13 protein-coding genes are annotated in these 12,643 nt (G+C 72.6%); 6 read left to right on the top strand and 7 right to left on the bottom strand.

Annotation, left to right across the window (positions count from 1 at the left end; translation table 11 throughout):
- Positions 1 to 155: 155 nt before the first annotated feature.
- The 4 genes from B4U46_RS12990 to B4U46_RS12975 are packed head-to-tail and all read right to left on the bottom strand — an operon-like array spanning position 156 to position 6,102.
- On the bottom strand, positions 156 to 1,316 hold the full coding sequence (locus B4U46_RS12990) for an acyl-CoA dehydrogenase family protein (RefSeq protein ID WP_079427122.1): 1,161 nt from the start codon (positions 1,314 to 1,316) through the stop codon (positions 156 to 158).
- 7 nt (positions 1,317 to 1,323) lie between these two features.
- A complete protein-coding gene (locus B4U46_RS12985) occupies positions 1,324 to 2,244 on the bottom strand; it encodes a hydroxymethylglutaryl-CoA lyase (protein WP_079431729.1) in 921 nt (306 codons plus the stop codon).
- A gap of 11 nt (positions 2,245 to 2,255) precedes the next feature.
- Positions 2,256 to 4,448: an acetyl-CoA carboxylase biotin carboxylase subunit gene (locus tag B4U46_RS12980; protein WP_079427120.1), complete on the bottom strand. Its 2,193-nt coding sequence runs from the start codon at positions 4,446 to 4,448 to the stop codon at positions 2,256 to 2,258.
- A 37-nt stretch (positions 4,449 to 4,485) separates the two neighbouring features.
- Positions 4,486 to 6,102, bottom strand: coding sequence for a carboxyl transferase domain-containing protein (locus tag B4U46_RS12975; protein ID WP_079427118.1), 1,617 nt, complete (start codon positions 6,100 to 6,102; stop codon positions 4,486 to 4,488).
- Between the two features lie 101 nt (positions 6,103 to 6,203).
- Between B4U46_RS12975 and B4U46_RS12970 the strand changes: the two genes are divergently transcribed.
- Entirely contained in the window at positions 6,204 to 6,782 is a 579-nt protein-coding gene (locus B4U46_RS12970; protein ID WP_079427116.1) for a TetR/AcrR family transcriptional regulator, read from the top strand.
- A 62-nt stretch (positions 6,783 to 6,844) separates the two neighbouring features.
- A complete protein-coding gene (locus tag B4U46_RS12965; RefSeq protein WP_079427113.1) occupies positions 6,845 to 7,654 on the top strand; it encodes a phosphatase in 810 nt (269 codons plus the stop codon).
- A gap of 9 nt (positions 7,655 to 7,663) precedes the next feature.
- On the opposite strand, the gene B4U46_RS12960 is transcribed toward B4U46_RS12965, so the two are convergent.
- A complete protein-coding gene (locus B4U46_RS12960) occupies positions 7,664 to 8,521 on the bottom strand; it encodes an SDR family NAD(P)-dependent oxidoreductase (RefSeq protein ID WP_079427110.1) in 858 nt (285 codons plus the stop codon).
- A gap of 78 nt (positions 8,522 to 8,599) precedes the next feature.
- Here B4U46_RS12960 and B4U46_RS40045 point away from each other — a divergent pair, with 78 nt between their 5' ends.
- Both B4U46_RS40045 and B4U46_RS12950 read left to right on the top strand, forming a co-directional pair.
- Positions 8,600 to 9,061, top strand: a complete 462-nt coding sequence (locus B4U46_RS40045; protein WP_079427107.1) for a MarR family winged helix-turn-helix transcriptional regulator — start codon at positions 8,600 to 8,602, stop codon at positions 9,059 to 9,061.
- A 38-nt stretch (positions 9,062 to 9,099) separates the two neighbouring features.
- Positions 9,100 to 9,489: a hypothetical protein gene (locus tag B4U46_RS12950; protein WP_079427105.1), complete on the top strand. Its 390-nt coding sequence runs from the start codon at positions 9,100 to 9,102 to the stop codon at positions 9,487 to 9,489.
- On the opposite strand, the gene B4U46_RS12945 is transcribed toward B4U46_RS12950, so the two are convergent.
- Positions 9,446 to 10,324 carry an acyl-CoA thioesterase gene (locus B4U46_RS12945; RefSeq protein ID WP_079427103.1) on the bottom strand — a complete coding sequence of 293 codons (879 nt, stop codon included), beginning with the start codon at positions 10,322 to 10,324 and terminating at the stop codon, positions 9,446 to 9,448. The genes B4U46_RS12950 and B4U46_RS12945 overlap by 44 nt on opposite strands.
- A 6-nt stretch (positions 10,325 to 10,330) precedes the next feature.
- A complete protein-coding gene (locus B4U46_RS12940) occupies positions 10,331 to 11,488 on the bottom strand; it encodes an acyl-CoA dehydrogenase family protein (protein WP_079427101.1) in 1,158 nt (385 codons plus the stop codon).
- A gap of 266 nt (positions 11,489 to 11,754) precedes the next feature.
- On the opposite strand from B4U46_RS12940, the gene B4U46_RS12935 reads away from it, so the two are divergent.
- Both B4U46_RS12935 and B4U46_RS12930 read left to right on the top strand, forming a co-directional pair.
- Complete coding sequence (locus tag B4U46_RS12935; protein ID WP_079427100.1) at positions 11,755 to 12,336, top strand: RNA polymerase sigma factor; 582 nt, start codon at positions 11,755 to 11,757, stop codon at positions 12,334 to 12,336.
- On the top strand, positions 12,317 to 12,586 hold the full coding sequence (locus tag B4U46_RS12930; RefSeq protein ID WP_079427098.1) for a hypothetical protein: 270 nt from the start codon (positions 12,317 to 12,319) through the stop codon (positions 12,584 to 12,586). Before B4U46_RS12935 ends, B4U46_RS12930 begins: the two co-directional genes overlap by 20 nt.
- Positions 12,587 to 12,643: the final 57 nt, after the last annotated feature.

The raw sequence follows: 12,643 nt of genomic DNA, 5'->3' as shown, positions 1-12,643 counted from the left end.
CCTAACCTTTGCCGAAAGCGGTAAGGGGGACCTAACTTCTTTCGGGGCGCACCGGCGCACGAACGCGCAACGGCCCGCGCCGGGGGCGCGGGCCGTCGTGCGGGCGGGCCGTCGTGAGGGGCGGCCGGGGGACCGGTACGAGGACCGGTGCGGGATCAGCCTGCGAAGCCCAGTTCGCGGGCGATGAGCATGCGCTGGACCTCGCTCGTGCCCTCGCCGATCTCCAGGATCTTCGAGTCCCGCCACATCCGGGCCACCGGGTACTCGTTCATGAACCCGTAGCCGCCGTGGATCTGCGTGGCGTCCCGCGCGTTGTCGACGGCGACCGTGGAGGAGTACAGCTTCGCGATCGCCGCCTCCTTCTTGAACGGCTCGCCCGCCACCAGCCGCGAGGCCGCGTCCCGCCAGCCCAGACGGGCCATGTGGGCGCGCGTCTCCATGTCGGCCAGCTTGAACTGGATGGCCTGGTTGTCGCCGATCGCCTTCCCGAAGGCCTGACGCTCCTTGGCGTACTTCACCGACTCGTCCACACAGCCCTGCGCCAGACCGGTGGCCAGCGCCGCGATGGCGATCCGGCCCTCGTCGAGGATCCGCAGGAACTGGGCGTAGCCGCGGCCCTCCTGGCCGACCAGGTTGGCGACCGGCACCCGGACCTCGTCGAAGGACAGCTCACGGGTGTCCGAGGAGTTCCAGCCGACCTTGGAGTACGGGGCCGCCACCGTGAAGCCCGGGGTGCCGGACGGGACGATGATCGAGGAGATCTCCGGCCGGCCGTCCGCCTTGCGGCCGGTGACCGCGGTGACCGTGACCAGACCGGTGATGTCCGTACCGGAGTTGGTGATGAAGCACTTGGAGCCGTTGATGACCCATTCGTCGCCGTCGCGGACGGCCGTGGTGCGGGTGCCGCCCGCGTCACTGCCGGCGCCGGGCTCGGTCAGGCCGAACGCGCCGAGCACCTCGCCCGAGCACAGCTTCGGCAGCCACTCCCGCTTCTGCTCCTCGGTGCCGAACAGGTAGAGGGGCATGGCGCCCAGGGAGACGCCCGCCTCCAGGGTGATGGCGACCGAGGAGTCGACGCGGGCCAGCTCCTCCAGGGCGATGCCGAGGGCGAGGTAGTCGCCGCCCATGCCGCCGTACTCCTCCGGGAAGGGCAGGCCGAACAGGCCCATGCGGCCCATCTCGCGGACGATCTCGTACGGGAACTCGTGGCGCTCGTACAGGTCGCCGATCTTGGGTGCCACCACGTCGTGCGCGAACGCCTCGACGGTGCGGCGGAGTTCCTCGTGCTCGGGGGTGAGCCGGTGGTCGAGGGGCATGGCTTCGTTACTCCTTGTGGGAGAGGGCGCGGACGGTACGGGAGGGGCTGGGACGGCCCAGCCGTTCGGCCATCCACACGCTCGTGGCGGTGAGGGCGGCCAGGTCGACCCCGGTCTCGATGCCGAGGCCGTCGAGCATCCACACCAGGTCCTCGGTGGCCAGGTTGCCGGTGGCGCTCTTCGCGTACGGGCAGCCGCCGAGGCCGCCGGCGGAGGCGTCGACCGTGGTCACGCCGTGCTGGAGCGCGGCGAGGGTGTTGGAGAGGGCCTGGCCGTAGGTGTCGTGGAAGTGCACGCCGATCCGGCCGGTGACCACGCCCGCCGTGTTCAGCTCGCCGAGCAGCGCCTGGACGTGGCCGGGGGTGGCGACGCCGATGGTGTCGCCGAGGCTCAGCTCGTCGCAGCCCAGGTCCAGCAGGGCCTTGGCGGTGCGGACCACCTGGGGGACCGGGACCGCACCCTCCCAGGGGTCGCCGAAGCACATCGACAGATAGCCGCGCACGTGCGCCCCGGCCTCCTTGGCGCGGGCCACGACGGGCTCGAACATGGCCAGGGACTCGGCGACCGTACGGTTCAGGTTCCGCGCGGCGAAGGTCTCGGTGGCCGAGCCGAACACCGCGATGCGGGTGGCCCCGAGGGCCAGGGCGCGGTCGAGGCCGCGCTCGTTGGGCACCAGGACGGGGAGGTCCGCGGGGACGTCGGAGAGCAGCGGGAACAGCTGCTCGGCGTCGGCCAGCTGGGGCACCCACTTGGGGTGGACGAAGCTGGTGGCCTCGACGGTGGTCAGGCCGGCGGCGGCCAGCCGGTGGATGAACTCGGCCTTCACCTCGGTGGGGACGGCCGTCTTCTCGTTCTGGAGCCCGTCGCGGGCGCCGACTTCGTGGATCCGCACCCGCGGGGGGAGCCCGGCGGGCGACGGGACGGTCATGGGGAGCCCGTTCACTCGCTCGCCTCGGCTTCCTCGTCGGGGGTGATCACGGCCAGGACCTGGTCCATGGCCACCGTGGTGCCGGGGGTGACGTCGAGTTCGGTGACGGTGCCGGCGTGCGGGGCGGAGATGACGTGCTCCATCTTCATCGCCTCCACGACCAGCAGGCTCTGCCCGGCCGCCACCTTGTCCCCGACGGCCACCTTGACGACGGTGACCGTGCCGGGCATGGGGGCGGCGAGGGTGTCGGCGTTTGCGCCGGCCGCGCCCTTCGCAGTGACGGGGTCGTGGCGCTGGACGTGCCAGGAGTCGGCGTCGCGGCCGAGCCAGGTCCCCTCCGGGGAGGTGGCGTGGGCGAAGTGGTGCGTGACGCCGTCGAGCTCCACGGTGAGGCGGTCGGGGGTGAGGCTGATGATGCGGCCGCGGGCCGGCGTCCTGGGGCTCTGCCCCAGACCCCGCGCCTCAATCTCCCCCAGACTCCGTCCGGGGGTACCCCCAGGCGAGGCTGGATTTGGTGCGGCTCGGTTGTCGGCTGCGGATTGTGCAGGCGACTGCGTGTCCGTGCCCAGCAGGATCTCCTGCTCCGTGCCCCGCTGGCGGGTGCGGACCGTCACCGGGTCCTGGCCCGGGAGGCGGAAGTGGTGGACCGTCCAGGCCGGGGTGCCGCCCAGGCGCCAGCCGTTGGCGGCGGAGAACGGGTCCGCCCACGCGCCCGCGCTACCCCCCGTCGGCGTTTGAGGCGCGGGGGTCCGGGGGCGGAGCCCCTGGTTTCGGGAAGGGGCGGGGTGGGGGAGAGAGGCCTGGGCCAGCAGCGCGGCGGCGGCGTACACCTCGGCGGGGACCCCCTCCGGCAGGAGGGACGGCAGGTCCCGCTCCACCAGCCCCGTGTCCAGGTTCCCGGACACCACGTCCGGGTGGGCCAGGAGCCTGCGCAGGAAGCCGGCGTTCGTCTGGACGCCCAGGATCACCGTGTCCGCGAGGGCCCCCCGCAGCATCCGCAGGGCCGTCTCCCGGTCGGGGCCGTGGACGATCACCTTCGACAGCATCGGGTCGTACGTCGACCCCGTGTCCACCCCGGCCAGCAGCCCGGAGTCCGTGCGCACCGCGCCGCCCGAGGGCTCGGACAGCGCCAGCACCGTGCCGCCGGACGGCAGGAACCCGCGCGCCGGGTCCTCCGCGCAGACCCGGGCCTCGATCGCGTGCCCGTTCAGCCGGACGTCCTCCTGGCCGAAGGCCAGCGGAGCCCCCGCGGCCACCCGCAGTTGCTGCTCCACCAGGTCCAGCCCGGTGATCAGCTCCGTGACCGGGTGCTCCACCTGGAGGCGGGTGTTCATCTCCATGAAGTAGTACGAGGACGGGTCGCCGCCCGGCACGATGAACTCCACCGTGCCCGCGCCGACGTACCCGCAGGAGCGGGCCGCCTCCACCGCCGCCGCGCCCATCGCCGCCCGGATCTGCGGGGTCAGCAGGACCGAGGGGGCCTCCTCGATGACCTTCTGGTGGCGCCGCTGGAGCGAGCACTCGCGCTCGCCGAGGTGCACCACGTTGCCGTGGGCGTCGGCCAGGACCTGGATCTCGATGTGCCGCGGCCGGTCCACCCACCGCTCCACCAGCAGGGTGTCGTCACCGAAGGAGGAGCGCGCCTCGCGCCGGGCCGCCGCGATCTCCTCCGCGAGCAGCCCCGCGTCCCGGACCAGGCGCATGCCCTTGCCGCCGCCGCCCGCCGAGGGCTTCAGCAGCACCGGCATGCCGATCTTCTCGGCGGCCTTGACGAGTTCGGCGTCCGACAGCCCGCTCCCGGACGACCCGGGCACGACCGGCACCCCGGCGGCCTTCACCGTCTCCTTGGCCCGGATCTTGTCGCCCATCAGGGAGATCGCCGAGGCGGGCGGCCCGATGAAGGCCAGCCCCGCCTCGGCGCAGGCCTGTGCGAAGGCCGCGTTCTCCGCGAGGAACCCGTACCCGGGGTGGACGGCCTCGGCCCCCGTGCGCCGGGCCGCGTCGAGCAGCTTCTCGACCGACAGGTAGCTCTCGGCGGCCGCAGCGGGGCCGATCCGGACGGCCGTGTCGGCTTCCCGTACGTGCCGGGCGTCCGCGTCGGCGTCGCTGAAGACGGCCACGGACCGGATCCCGAGCTCCCGCAGGGTGCGGATGACCCGTACGGCGATCTCGCCCCGGTTCGCCACCAGAACAGTGCTGAACATCTGTGAGGTCCTCACGTCACAAGTCACAAGTCACGGGTCACATGCGGAAGATGCCGTAGCCGCGCTCGCCGAGCGGGGCGTTCGCGCACGCGGTCAGGGCCAGTCCCAGCACCTGCCGGGTCTCCAGGGGGTCGATGACCCCGTCGTCCCACAGCCGGGCGGTGGCGTAGTAGGCGTTGCCCTGCTCCTCGTACTGCGCGCGGACCGGGGCCTTGAAGGCCTCCTCGTCCTCGGCGGGCCACTCCTGGCCCGCGCCCTCGATCTGGTCGCGCTTGACGGTGGCCAGGACGGAGGCGGCCTGCTCGCCGCCCATCACGGAGATCTTGGCGTTGGGCCACATCCACAGGAAGCGCGGCGAGTACGCCCGGCCGCACATCGAGTAGTTGCCCGCCCCGTACGAGCCGCCGACCACCACGGTCAGCTTCGGGACCCGGGCGCAGGCCACGGCGGTGACCATCTTCGCGCCGTGCTTGGCGATGCCGCCCGCCTCGTAGTCGCGGCCGACCATGAAGCCGGAGATGTTCTGGAGGAAGAGCAGCGGGATGCCGCGCTGGTCGCACAGCTCGATGAAGTGGGCGCCCTTCTGCGCGGACTCGGAGAAGAGGATGCCGTTGTTGGCGATGATGCCGACCGGGTGGCCGTGGATCCGGGCAAAGCCGGTGACCAGGGTCTGACCGAACTCGGCCTTGAACTCCTGGAAGCGGGAGCCGTCCACGACGCGGGCGATGATCTCGCGGGCGTCGTAGGGGGTGCGGGAGTCGACGGGGACCGCGCCGTAGAGCCCGTACGGGTCCACCTTCGGCTCCTCGGCCGGCTCGACCGACCAGGGCAGGGCCCCCCGCTCGGGCAGGGTCGCCACGATGTTCCGGACGATCCGCAGCGCGTGCGCGTCGTCCTCCGCGAGGTGGTCGGTCACGCCGGAGGTGCGCGAGTGCACCTCGCCGCCGCCGAGCTCCTCGGCCGTGACCACCTCGCCGGTGGCGGCCTTCACCAGCGGCGGGCCGCCGAGGAAGATCGTGCCCTGGCCGCGCACGATGACGGCCTCGTCGCTCATCGCCGGGACGTACGCGCCGCCCGCCGTGCAGGAGCCGAGGACGGCCGCGATCTGCGGGATGCCGGCGCCGGACATGCGGGCCTGGTTGTAGAAGATCCGGCCGAAGTGCTCCCGGTCGGGGAAGACCTCGTCCTGCATGGGCAGGAAGGCGCCGCCCGAGTCGACCAGGTACAGGCAGGGCAGCCGGTTCTCCAGCGCCACCTCCTGCGCCCGCAGGTGCTTCTTGACCGTCATCGGGTAGTACGTGCCGCCCTTGACGGTGGCGTCGTTGGCGACGATCACGCACTCGCGGCCGCTGACCCGGCCGATACCCGCGATCACGCCGGCCGCCGGGGCCGCCCCCCCGTACATCCCCTCGGCGGCCAGCGGGGCCAGCTCCAGGAAGGGGGAACCGGGGTCGAGGAGGGTGTCCACGCGGTCGCGGGGCAGGAGCTTGCCGCGCGCGGTGTGCCGGGCGCGGGCCCTCTCGCCGCCGCCGAGACGGGCCGCGTCCAGCCGGGCGCGCAGGCCCTCGGCGAGCTCGCGGTGGGCGGCCTCATTGGTCCGCCAGGCCTCGGACGCCGGGTCCGCGGCGCTCGTCAGCACTGGTGCCTGCTGCATCGGTCGAGCTCCCTTGCTCGGTACCTGCTGTGTTAATGACCGTTAACGCGTGTGGGTCACAGGTTAACGAGCGCTAACCGCCCTGTCTAGAATGGATTCCCATGAGCACCAGAGCTGCCACCCCGACCCGCCGCGAGCAGATCCTGCGCGAGGCCGCTCGGCTTTTCGCGGAGCGCGGCTTCCATGGCGTGGGCGTGGACGAGATAGGGGCCGCGGTCGGCATCAGCGGCCCGGGCCTCTACCGGCACTTCGCCGGCAAGGACGCGATGCTCGCCGAGCTGCTGGTCGGGATCAGCGAGCGGCTGCTGACCGGCGGCCGGCGCCGGGTCGAGGAGGCCGCGGCCGACCCGCGGGCGCTGCTCGCCTCCCTGGTCGAGGGGCACATCGACTTCGCGCTGGACGACCGGGCGCTGATCACCCTGCACGACCGGGAGCTCGACCGGCTCAAGGACGAGGACCGCAAGCTCGTGCGGCAGCTCCAGCGCCAGTACGTCGAGTTGTGGGTGGCCGTCGTGCGCGAACTGCACCCCGAGGTCGGGGAGGCGGAGGTACGGGTCGCCGTGCACGCCGTGTTCGGCCTGCTGAACTCCACCCCGCACCTGGGCGCGCCGAGCCGCGAGGCGACGGAGTCGCTGCTGCGCCGGCTCGCGCACGGGGCCTTCGGGGCGTTGTCGGGGTGAAGGGGCTTCCCGGCTTGAAGGCGGCTTGGCGCGGCGGACGGATCCGGCCGGGCGGCGGCAGAATGGACCGCATGCCGAAGCCGACAGAGCCCATAGAGACCCCCAGCCGCGCGCAGCTCATCGACCACCTGGTGCGTACGCGCATCGCGGGACAGGTGGCCACCCCGCGCGAGAACAACCTCTCCCACTACCGCAAGCTCGCCAACGGCGACCGGCACTACTGGCTGGGCCTGGAACTCGGCGACCGCTGGGCGGACGAGCAGGACGTGCTGGCGGTGATGGCGGAGCGCGTCGGCGTCGTCGACGACCCGGCGCACCGGGCCGGGCAGGACACCATCGACCCGGAGCTGACGGTCGCGGGCCTCGACCGGATGGCGGCCCGCCTGCGCAAGGCGGCGCTGGACCGGCAGAGCGTGCTCTTCGCCACCGGCCACCCGGGCGGCCTCCTGGACGTCCACCGCGCCACGGCCGGCGCGCTGCGCGCCGCGGGCTGCGAGATCGTCCGCATCCCGGCGGGGCTCGTCGCCGACGAGGGCTCGGTGTGGCAGTTCGCGGACGTGGCGGTCCTGGAGCGGGGCGCGACCCTGTGGCACACCCACTCCCCGGCCCCGATGGCGGCCGTCCTGGACGGCCTGGCGGCCGAGGGCCGCCCCCTGCCGGACCTGGTCGTCGCCGACCACGGCTGGGCGGGGTGCGCGGCGCAGCGGGGGCTGGACGCCGTGGGCTACGCCGACTCCAACGACCCCGCGCTGTTCCTCGGGGAGGCGGAGGGCACCCTCCAGGTGGCGGTCCCCCTGGACGACCACGTGCGCGATCCGCGTTTCTACGACCCGGTGGTGGCGTACCTGCTGTCGGCGGCGGGCCTGCTGTAGCGCGTCCGGCTAGCCGAGCCAGGAGCCCATCTCGGTCTGGACGGCGGAGCCGTCGAGGTCGGCGAGCTTCCTGCCCACGAAGGTGCGCGCCCAGTCGGAGGTCTGGATCCGGAACGGCATGTTCTCGGCGGTCAGGGCCTCGACGACCGGCGCCGCCGCCTGCTCCGGGGTCTGCGCGGTGTCGCTGCCGAAGGACCGCATGGCGTGGTCGATGTAGCCCTGGAGCTGCGGGGCGTACGGGCCCGCCTGGGCGAGCAGGGCCGGGATGTCGAGGCCGACGTTGTTGACGAACTCGCTGGAGACGGCGCCCGGTTCCACGACGGAGACCTGGACCCCCGCGGCCGCGGCGACCGGTGCGAGGGATTCCATGAAGCCCTCGACGGCGAACTTGGCCGCGCAGTAGGACTCGTTGAACGGCTGGCCGACCACGCCGCCGACGCTGGTGACGGTGATGACCCGGCCGCCCGAGGCGCGCAGGTGGGGGAGGGCGGCCCGGGTGAGCTCGACGACGCCAAAGAAGTTGACCTCCATCACGGAGCGCACCTCCGCCATGCCGTGCTGCTCGACGGTGCCGACGAAGCCGGCGCCCGCGTTGTTCACCACGGCGTCGAGGTGGCCGTGTTCGGCGACGACCTCGGCCACGCAGGCGGCGACGGAGTCCGCGTCGGTCACGTCGAGCCGCTTGACCTGGACGAGACCGGTGACGCCGGCTTCGGCGGCGGCCTTGACCAGGGCGTCGGAGCGGGAGGTGTCGCGCATGGTGGCGACGGTGTGCCAGCCGGCCCGTGCCGCCGCCACCGCGGCGGCGAGTCCGATGCCGGATGAGGTGCCGGTGATGAGGACGGTCTTTGCGGACGTGCTGGTCATGGAAGGCTCCCTAGATTTGTGCGTGCACACACACATTAACGATGTGTGCACGTGCACGCAACCCGGTACCCTTTCCCCATGGCGCACGCGAACCTCAACCTGGACGGCCTCACCCCCCGTGACCACGCCTTCTACGGTCTGGTCTGGGCCGGCACCACCCTCACCGCCCGGGTCGACCAGGCGCTCACGCGCCGCCACGACCTGCCGTTGTCGTGGTTCGAGGTGATGCTGTGGCTGAGCGTGCAGCAGGAGCCGGTGGCCCCCTCGGAGCTGGGCGCCAGGACCCTGCTCAGCCGCAGCCAGGTCTCGCGCGTCGCCGACTCGCTCCAGGCCCGCGGGCTCATCGAGCGGATACCCTCCCCGACCGACGCCCGCTCGGTCGGCATCGCCCTCACCGAAGCCGGCCGCCGCACCTACGCCGAGGCCGACGCCACCCGCCGCGAGGCCCTCGCCGAGGTTTTCGACGACCTGCTGGACGACGCCGACATCGCCGCCCTGGAGGCGGTCTGGGCCAAGCTGAAGGCCCGCCCCAAGGGGTAGCGGGGAGGCGCGTGCGGCAGCAGCCGTACGGTGATCACATGATCATCATCGTCGGCCTGATCCTGCTGGTCGTCTTCACCGTGCGGATCCGCTCCGTGCTGCGAGCGACGGGCGTGACCCGCTGGGCGCGGGCGGCCGTCACCCTCTTCCTCGCCACCTGCACCCTCTACGCCTGGGGCCTCTTCCACGCCCTGGGAGGAGGCCTGCGCATGGACAAGACCTGCGAGTTCTTCGAGGGAGCCGTCTACGTGCCGGGGGAGGCCAGGGAATCGCTCCTGCCGCTGTCGAGCACCTGCAACGCCCACCACGACATGGTCCCCGGCTATGTGAACCCCGGCCTGGCCGTGCTCTCCGCCGCGACCCTCGCGGCCGTGGCGGCGGCCGTCACCCTCGCGGTACGCGGACCACGCCCTCCTGGATCACGGTGACGGCCAGCCGGCCGTCCTGGGTCCAGATCCGGGCCTGTCCCAGGCCCCGTCCGCCGTGCGAGGTCGGCGAGTCCTGGTCGTACAGCAGCCACTCGTCCGCCCGCAGCGGCCGGTGGAACCACATCGCGTGGTCCAGCGAGGCCCCGACCACGTCGCCCACCGCCCAGCCGCCGCGCCCGTGCGCCAGCAGCACCGAGTCCAGCAGGGTCATGTCCGAGACGTACGTGGCCAGGCACGTGTGCAGCAGCGGGTCGGCGCTGTCCAGCTTGCCGGCCGTGCGGAACCACACCTGCGAGCGCGGCTCCACCGGCTCGCCGATCGACCCCCACGGCGGCGTCGTCGCGTACCGCAGGTCCACGGCGCCGCGCGCCTCCAGCAGCCGCTCCACCGTGCCCGGGTCCCGGAACAGGTCCCGGTAGGCGGGCAGGGCCTCGGCGGCCGTCGGCAGGGTCTCCGGGTCGGGCGCGTCGGGCATGCGGATCTGGTGGTCCAGCCCCTCCTCGTCCACCTGGAAGGAGGCCGACAGGTGGAAGATCGGCTGCCCGTGCTGCACCGCGACGACCCGCCGCGTGGTGAAGGAGCGCCCGTCGCGGATCCGGTCGACGGTGTACACGATGGGCGCGCCGGGGTCACCGGTGCGCAGGAAGTACGAATGCAGCGAGTGAGCCGTACGGTCCCCGGGCACGGTGCGGCCGGCCGCGACCAGCGCCTGGGCCGCGACCTGTCCGCCGAAGACGCGCGGGATCAGCGACGGGCGGCTGGTCCCGCGGAAGATGTTCTCCTCGATCTGCTCCAGGTCGAGCAGATCGAGGAGACCGGAGAGCGCTTCGTTCAAGGGGACTTACAGACCCATCGACTTGGCGATGATCGACTTCATGATCTCGCTGGTGCCGCCGTAGATGCGGTTGACGCGGTTGTCCGCGTACAGGCGGGCGATCGGGTACTCGTTCATGTAGCCGTAGCCGCCGTGCAGCTGGAGGCAGCGGTCGATGACGCGGTGCGCGACCTCGGTGCAGAAGAGCTTCGCGGAGGCGGCCTCGGCCGGCGTCAGCTCGCCCGCGTCCAGGGCCTCCAGCGCGCGGTCGGCGACGGCCTGGGCGGCGTCCACCTCGGCCTGGCAGGCGGCCAGCTCGAACTTGGTGTTCTGGAAGTGCGCGACCGGCTTGCCGAAGACCGTGCGGTCCGTGACGTACTGCTGGGCGAACCGGACGGCCGCGGCGGCCTGGGCGTAGGCGCCGAAGGCGATGCCCCAGCGCTCGGAGGCCAGGTTGTGGCCCAGGTAGTAGAACCCCTTGCCCTCCTCGCCGAGCAGGTCCTCGACCGGGACCTTGACGTCGACGAAGGCCAGCTCGGCGGTGTCGGAGGTCTTCAGGCCCAGCTTGTCGAGCTTGCGGCCGATCGAGTAGCCCTCGGACTTGGTGTCCACGGCGAACAGGGAGATGCCGAAGCGGCGGTCGTCCTCGCTCGGGGCGGAGGTACGGGCGCAGACGATCACGCGGTCGGCGTGCACGCCGCCGGTGATGAAGGTCTTGGAGCCGTTGAGGACGTAGTGCGTGCCGTCCTCGGAGAGCTTGGCGGTGGTCTTCATGCCGGCGACGTCGGAGCCGGTGCCCGGCTCGGTCATCGCGAGCGCCCACATCTCCTCACCGGAGACGAACTTCGGCAGGAAGCGCTTCTTCTGCTCGTCGGTGGCGAGCATCTTGATGTAGGGCAGGGCGAGCAGCACGTGCACGCCGGAGCCGCCGAAGTTGACGCCCGCGCGGGAGGTCTCCTCGTACAGGACGGCCTCGAACTTGTGGGTGTCCAGGCCCGCGCCGCCGAACTCCTCGGGGACGTTGATGCCGAAGACGCCCAGCTCGCCGAGCTTGTAGTAGAAGTCGCGCGGCGCCTGGCCGGCCTGGAACCACTCGTCGTAGACCGGGACGACCTCGGCCTCGATGAAGGCGCGGAGGGTCTCGCGGAACGCCTCGTGGTCCTCGTTGAACACCGTACGGCGCACGGCCGGCTCCCTTCGTCGCGGCGGTCCGCCGCTTATGTCTAAGCGCTTGCTCATAGCTAAGTTACCGGCGGGTTGTGGATCCTGTCCAGACTCGGCCGTCCGGTGCTGAATCCTTTCCGGTGGCCCGTGCCTCTTATCCCCGTACCGCGACGGACGCGGGTACGGAACGGACCTGGAGGTCGCCATGATCATCGGTATCGCCATCGCCGTGGGCGCGGTGCTGCTCTGCACGTGCGTGTTCGTCCTGAAGCGGGGGCGCGGCGCACGTGGCTGACCCGTCCTGGCCCGGCGAACGGCTGATCACCGCGGCCCAGGGCGGTGACCTCGACTCGCTCACCGCCCTGGTCTCGGGCTCGCACCCGAACGTACGGCGCTTCGCCCGCTCCCTGTGCGCGACCCCGGAGGACGCCGAGGACGCGGCCCAGGAGGCCCTGATCATCCTCTACCGCAAGATCGGCATGCTGCGCGCCTCCGGCGCCCTGGCCTCGTGGATGTTCCGCATCGTCCGCAACGAATGCCTGCGGCGCGCCCGTGCCGTCGTCCGCGACCGGGAGCACCCCGCGGCCCCCGACGCGGCCCCCGGCACCGCCGTGGACTCGGCGGAGGACGAGGCGCTGCGCCGCCTGGAGGCGGGCCGGGTGGCGGCGGCGGTCGCGGCCCTGCCGCCCGACCAGCGGCGGGTGCTGATCATGCGCGACGTCCAGGGCCACAGCGGCCGCATGGTCGCCGACGCGCTGGGCCTCAGCACACCGGCGATGAAGTCCCGCCTCCACCGGGCCCGCGCGACGGTCCGGCAGACGCTCCTCGACACCGCCCCAGGAGGAAACGATGCCCGCACCGAAGGCTGACGGCCCCGACTTCGCCAGTGCGTCCCTGCCCCGGCACCTGGCGCGCGGCGCGCTGGGCTTCGGCTCGCTGGCCGGCGCCGTCGCACTCCTGCCGTACGCCTGGCCGGTGAGCCTGGCCCTCCTGCCGGCCGGGCTGCTCGCGCTGCGCGGCTGCCCGATGTGCTGGACGGTCGGCCTGGTGCAGACCCTCTCCAGGGGCCGGCTGCGGCGCTCCTGCGAGGACGGGCGGTGCCGGATCACCCCTGCTTGAGCGCGTCCGCGGAGGCCGCCCGGGGGGCGGGGTCGGCCGAGTCGCCGCGGTACGTGC

The organism is Streptomyces katrae, from assembly GCF_002028425.1.
GTDB classification, from domain to species: domain Bacteria; phylum Actinomycetota; class Actinomycetes; order Streptomycetales; family Streptomycetaceae; genus Streptomyces; species Streptomyces katrae_A.
This window is presented reverse-complemented; position numbering and strand designations above follow the sequence as displayed.

Bases quoted from the DNA above. Each gene is read 5' to 3' on its own strand.
- B4U46_RS12970 (WP_079427116.1), top strand. From the start codon at position 6,204: ATGAGCACCAGAGCTGCCACCCCGACCCGCCGCGAGCAGATCCTGCGC.
- B4U46_RS12960 (WP_079427110.1), bottom strand. From the start codon at position 8,521: ATGACCAGCACGTCCGCAAAGACCGTCCTCATCACCGGCACCTCATCC.
- B4U46_RS12930 (WP_079427098.1), top strand. From the start codon at position 12,317: ATGCCCGCACCGAAGGCTGACGGCCCCGACTTCGCCAGTGCGTCCCTG.
- B4U46_RS12990 (WP_079427122.1), bottom strand. From the start codon at position 1,316: ATGCCCCTCGACCACCGGCTCACCCCCGAGCACGAGGAACTCCGCCGC.
- B4U46_RS12965 (WP_079427113.1), top strand. From the start codon at position 6,845: ATGGACCGCATGCCGAAGCCGACAGAGCCCATAGAGACCCCCAGCCGC.
- B4U46_RS12950 (WP_079427105.1), top strand. From the start codon at position 9,100: ATGATCATCATCGTCGGCCTGATCCTGCTGGTCGTCTTCACCGTGCGG.
- B4U46_RS40045 (WP_079427107.1), top strand. From the start codon at position 8,600: ATGGCGCACGCGAACCTCAACCTGGACGGCCTCACCCCCCGTGACCAC.
- B4U46_RS12980 (WP_079427120.1), bottom strand. From the start codon at position 4,448: ATGTTCAGCACTGTTCTGGTGGCGAACCGGGGCGAGATCGCCGTACGG.
- B4U46_RS12975 (WP_079427118.1), bottom strand. From the start codon at position 6,102: ATGCAGCAGGCACCAGTGCTGACGAGCGCCGCGGACCCGGCGTCCGAG.
- B4U46_RS12985 (WP_079431729.1), bottom strand. From the start codon at position 2,244: ATGACCGTCCCGTCGCCCGCCGGGCTCCCCCCGCGGGTGCGGATCCAC.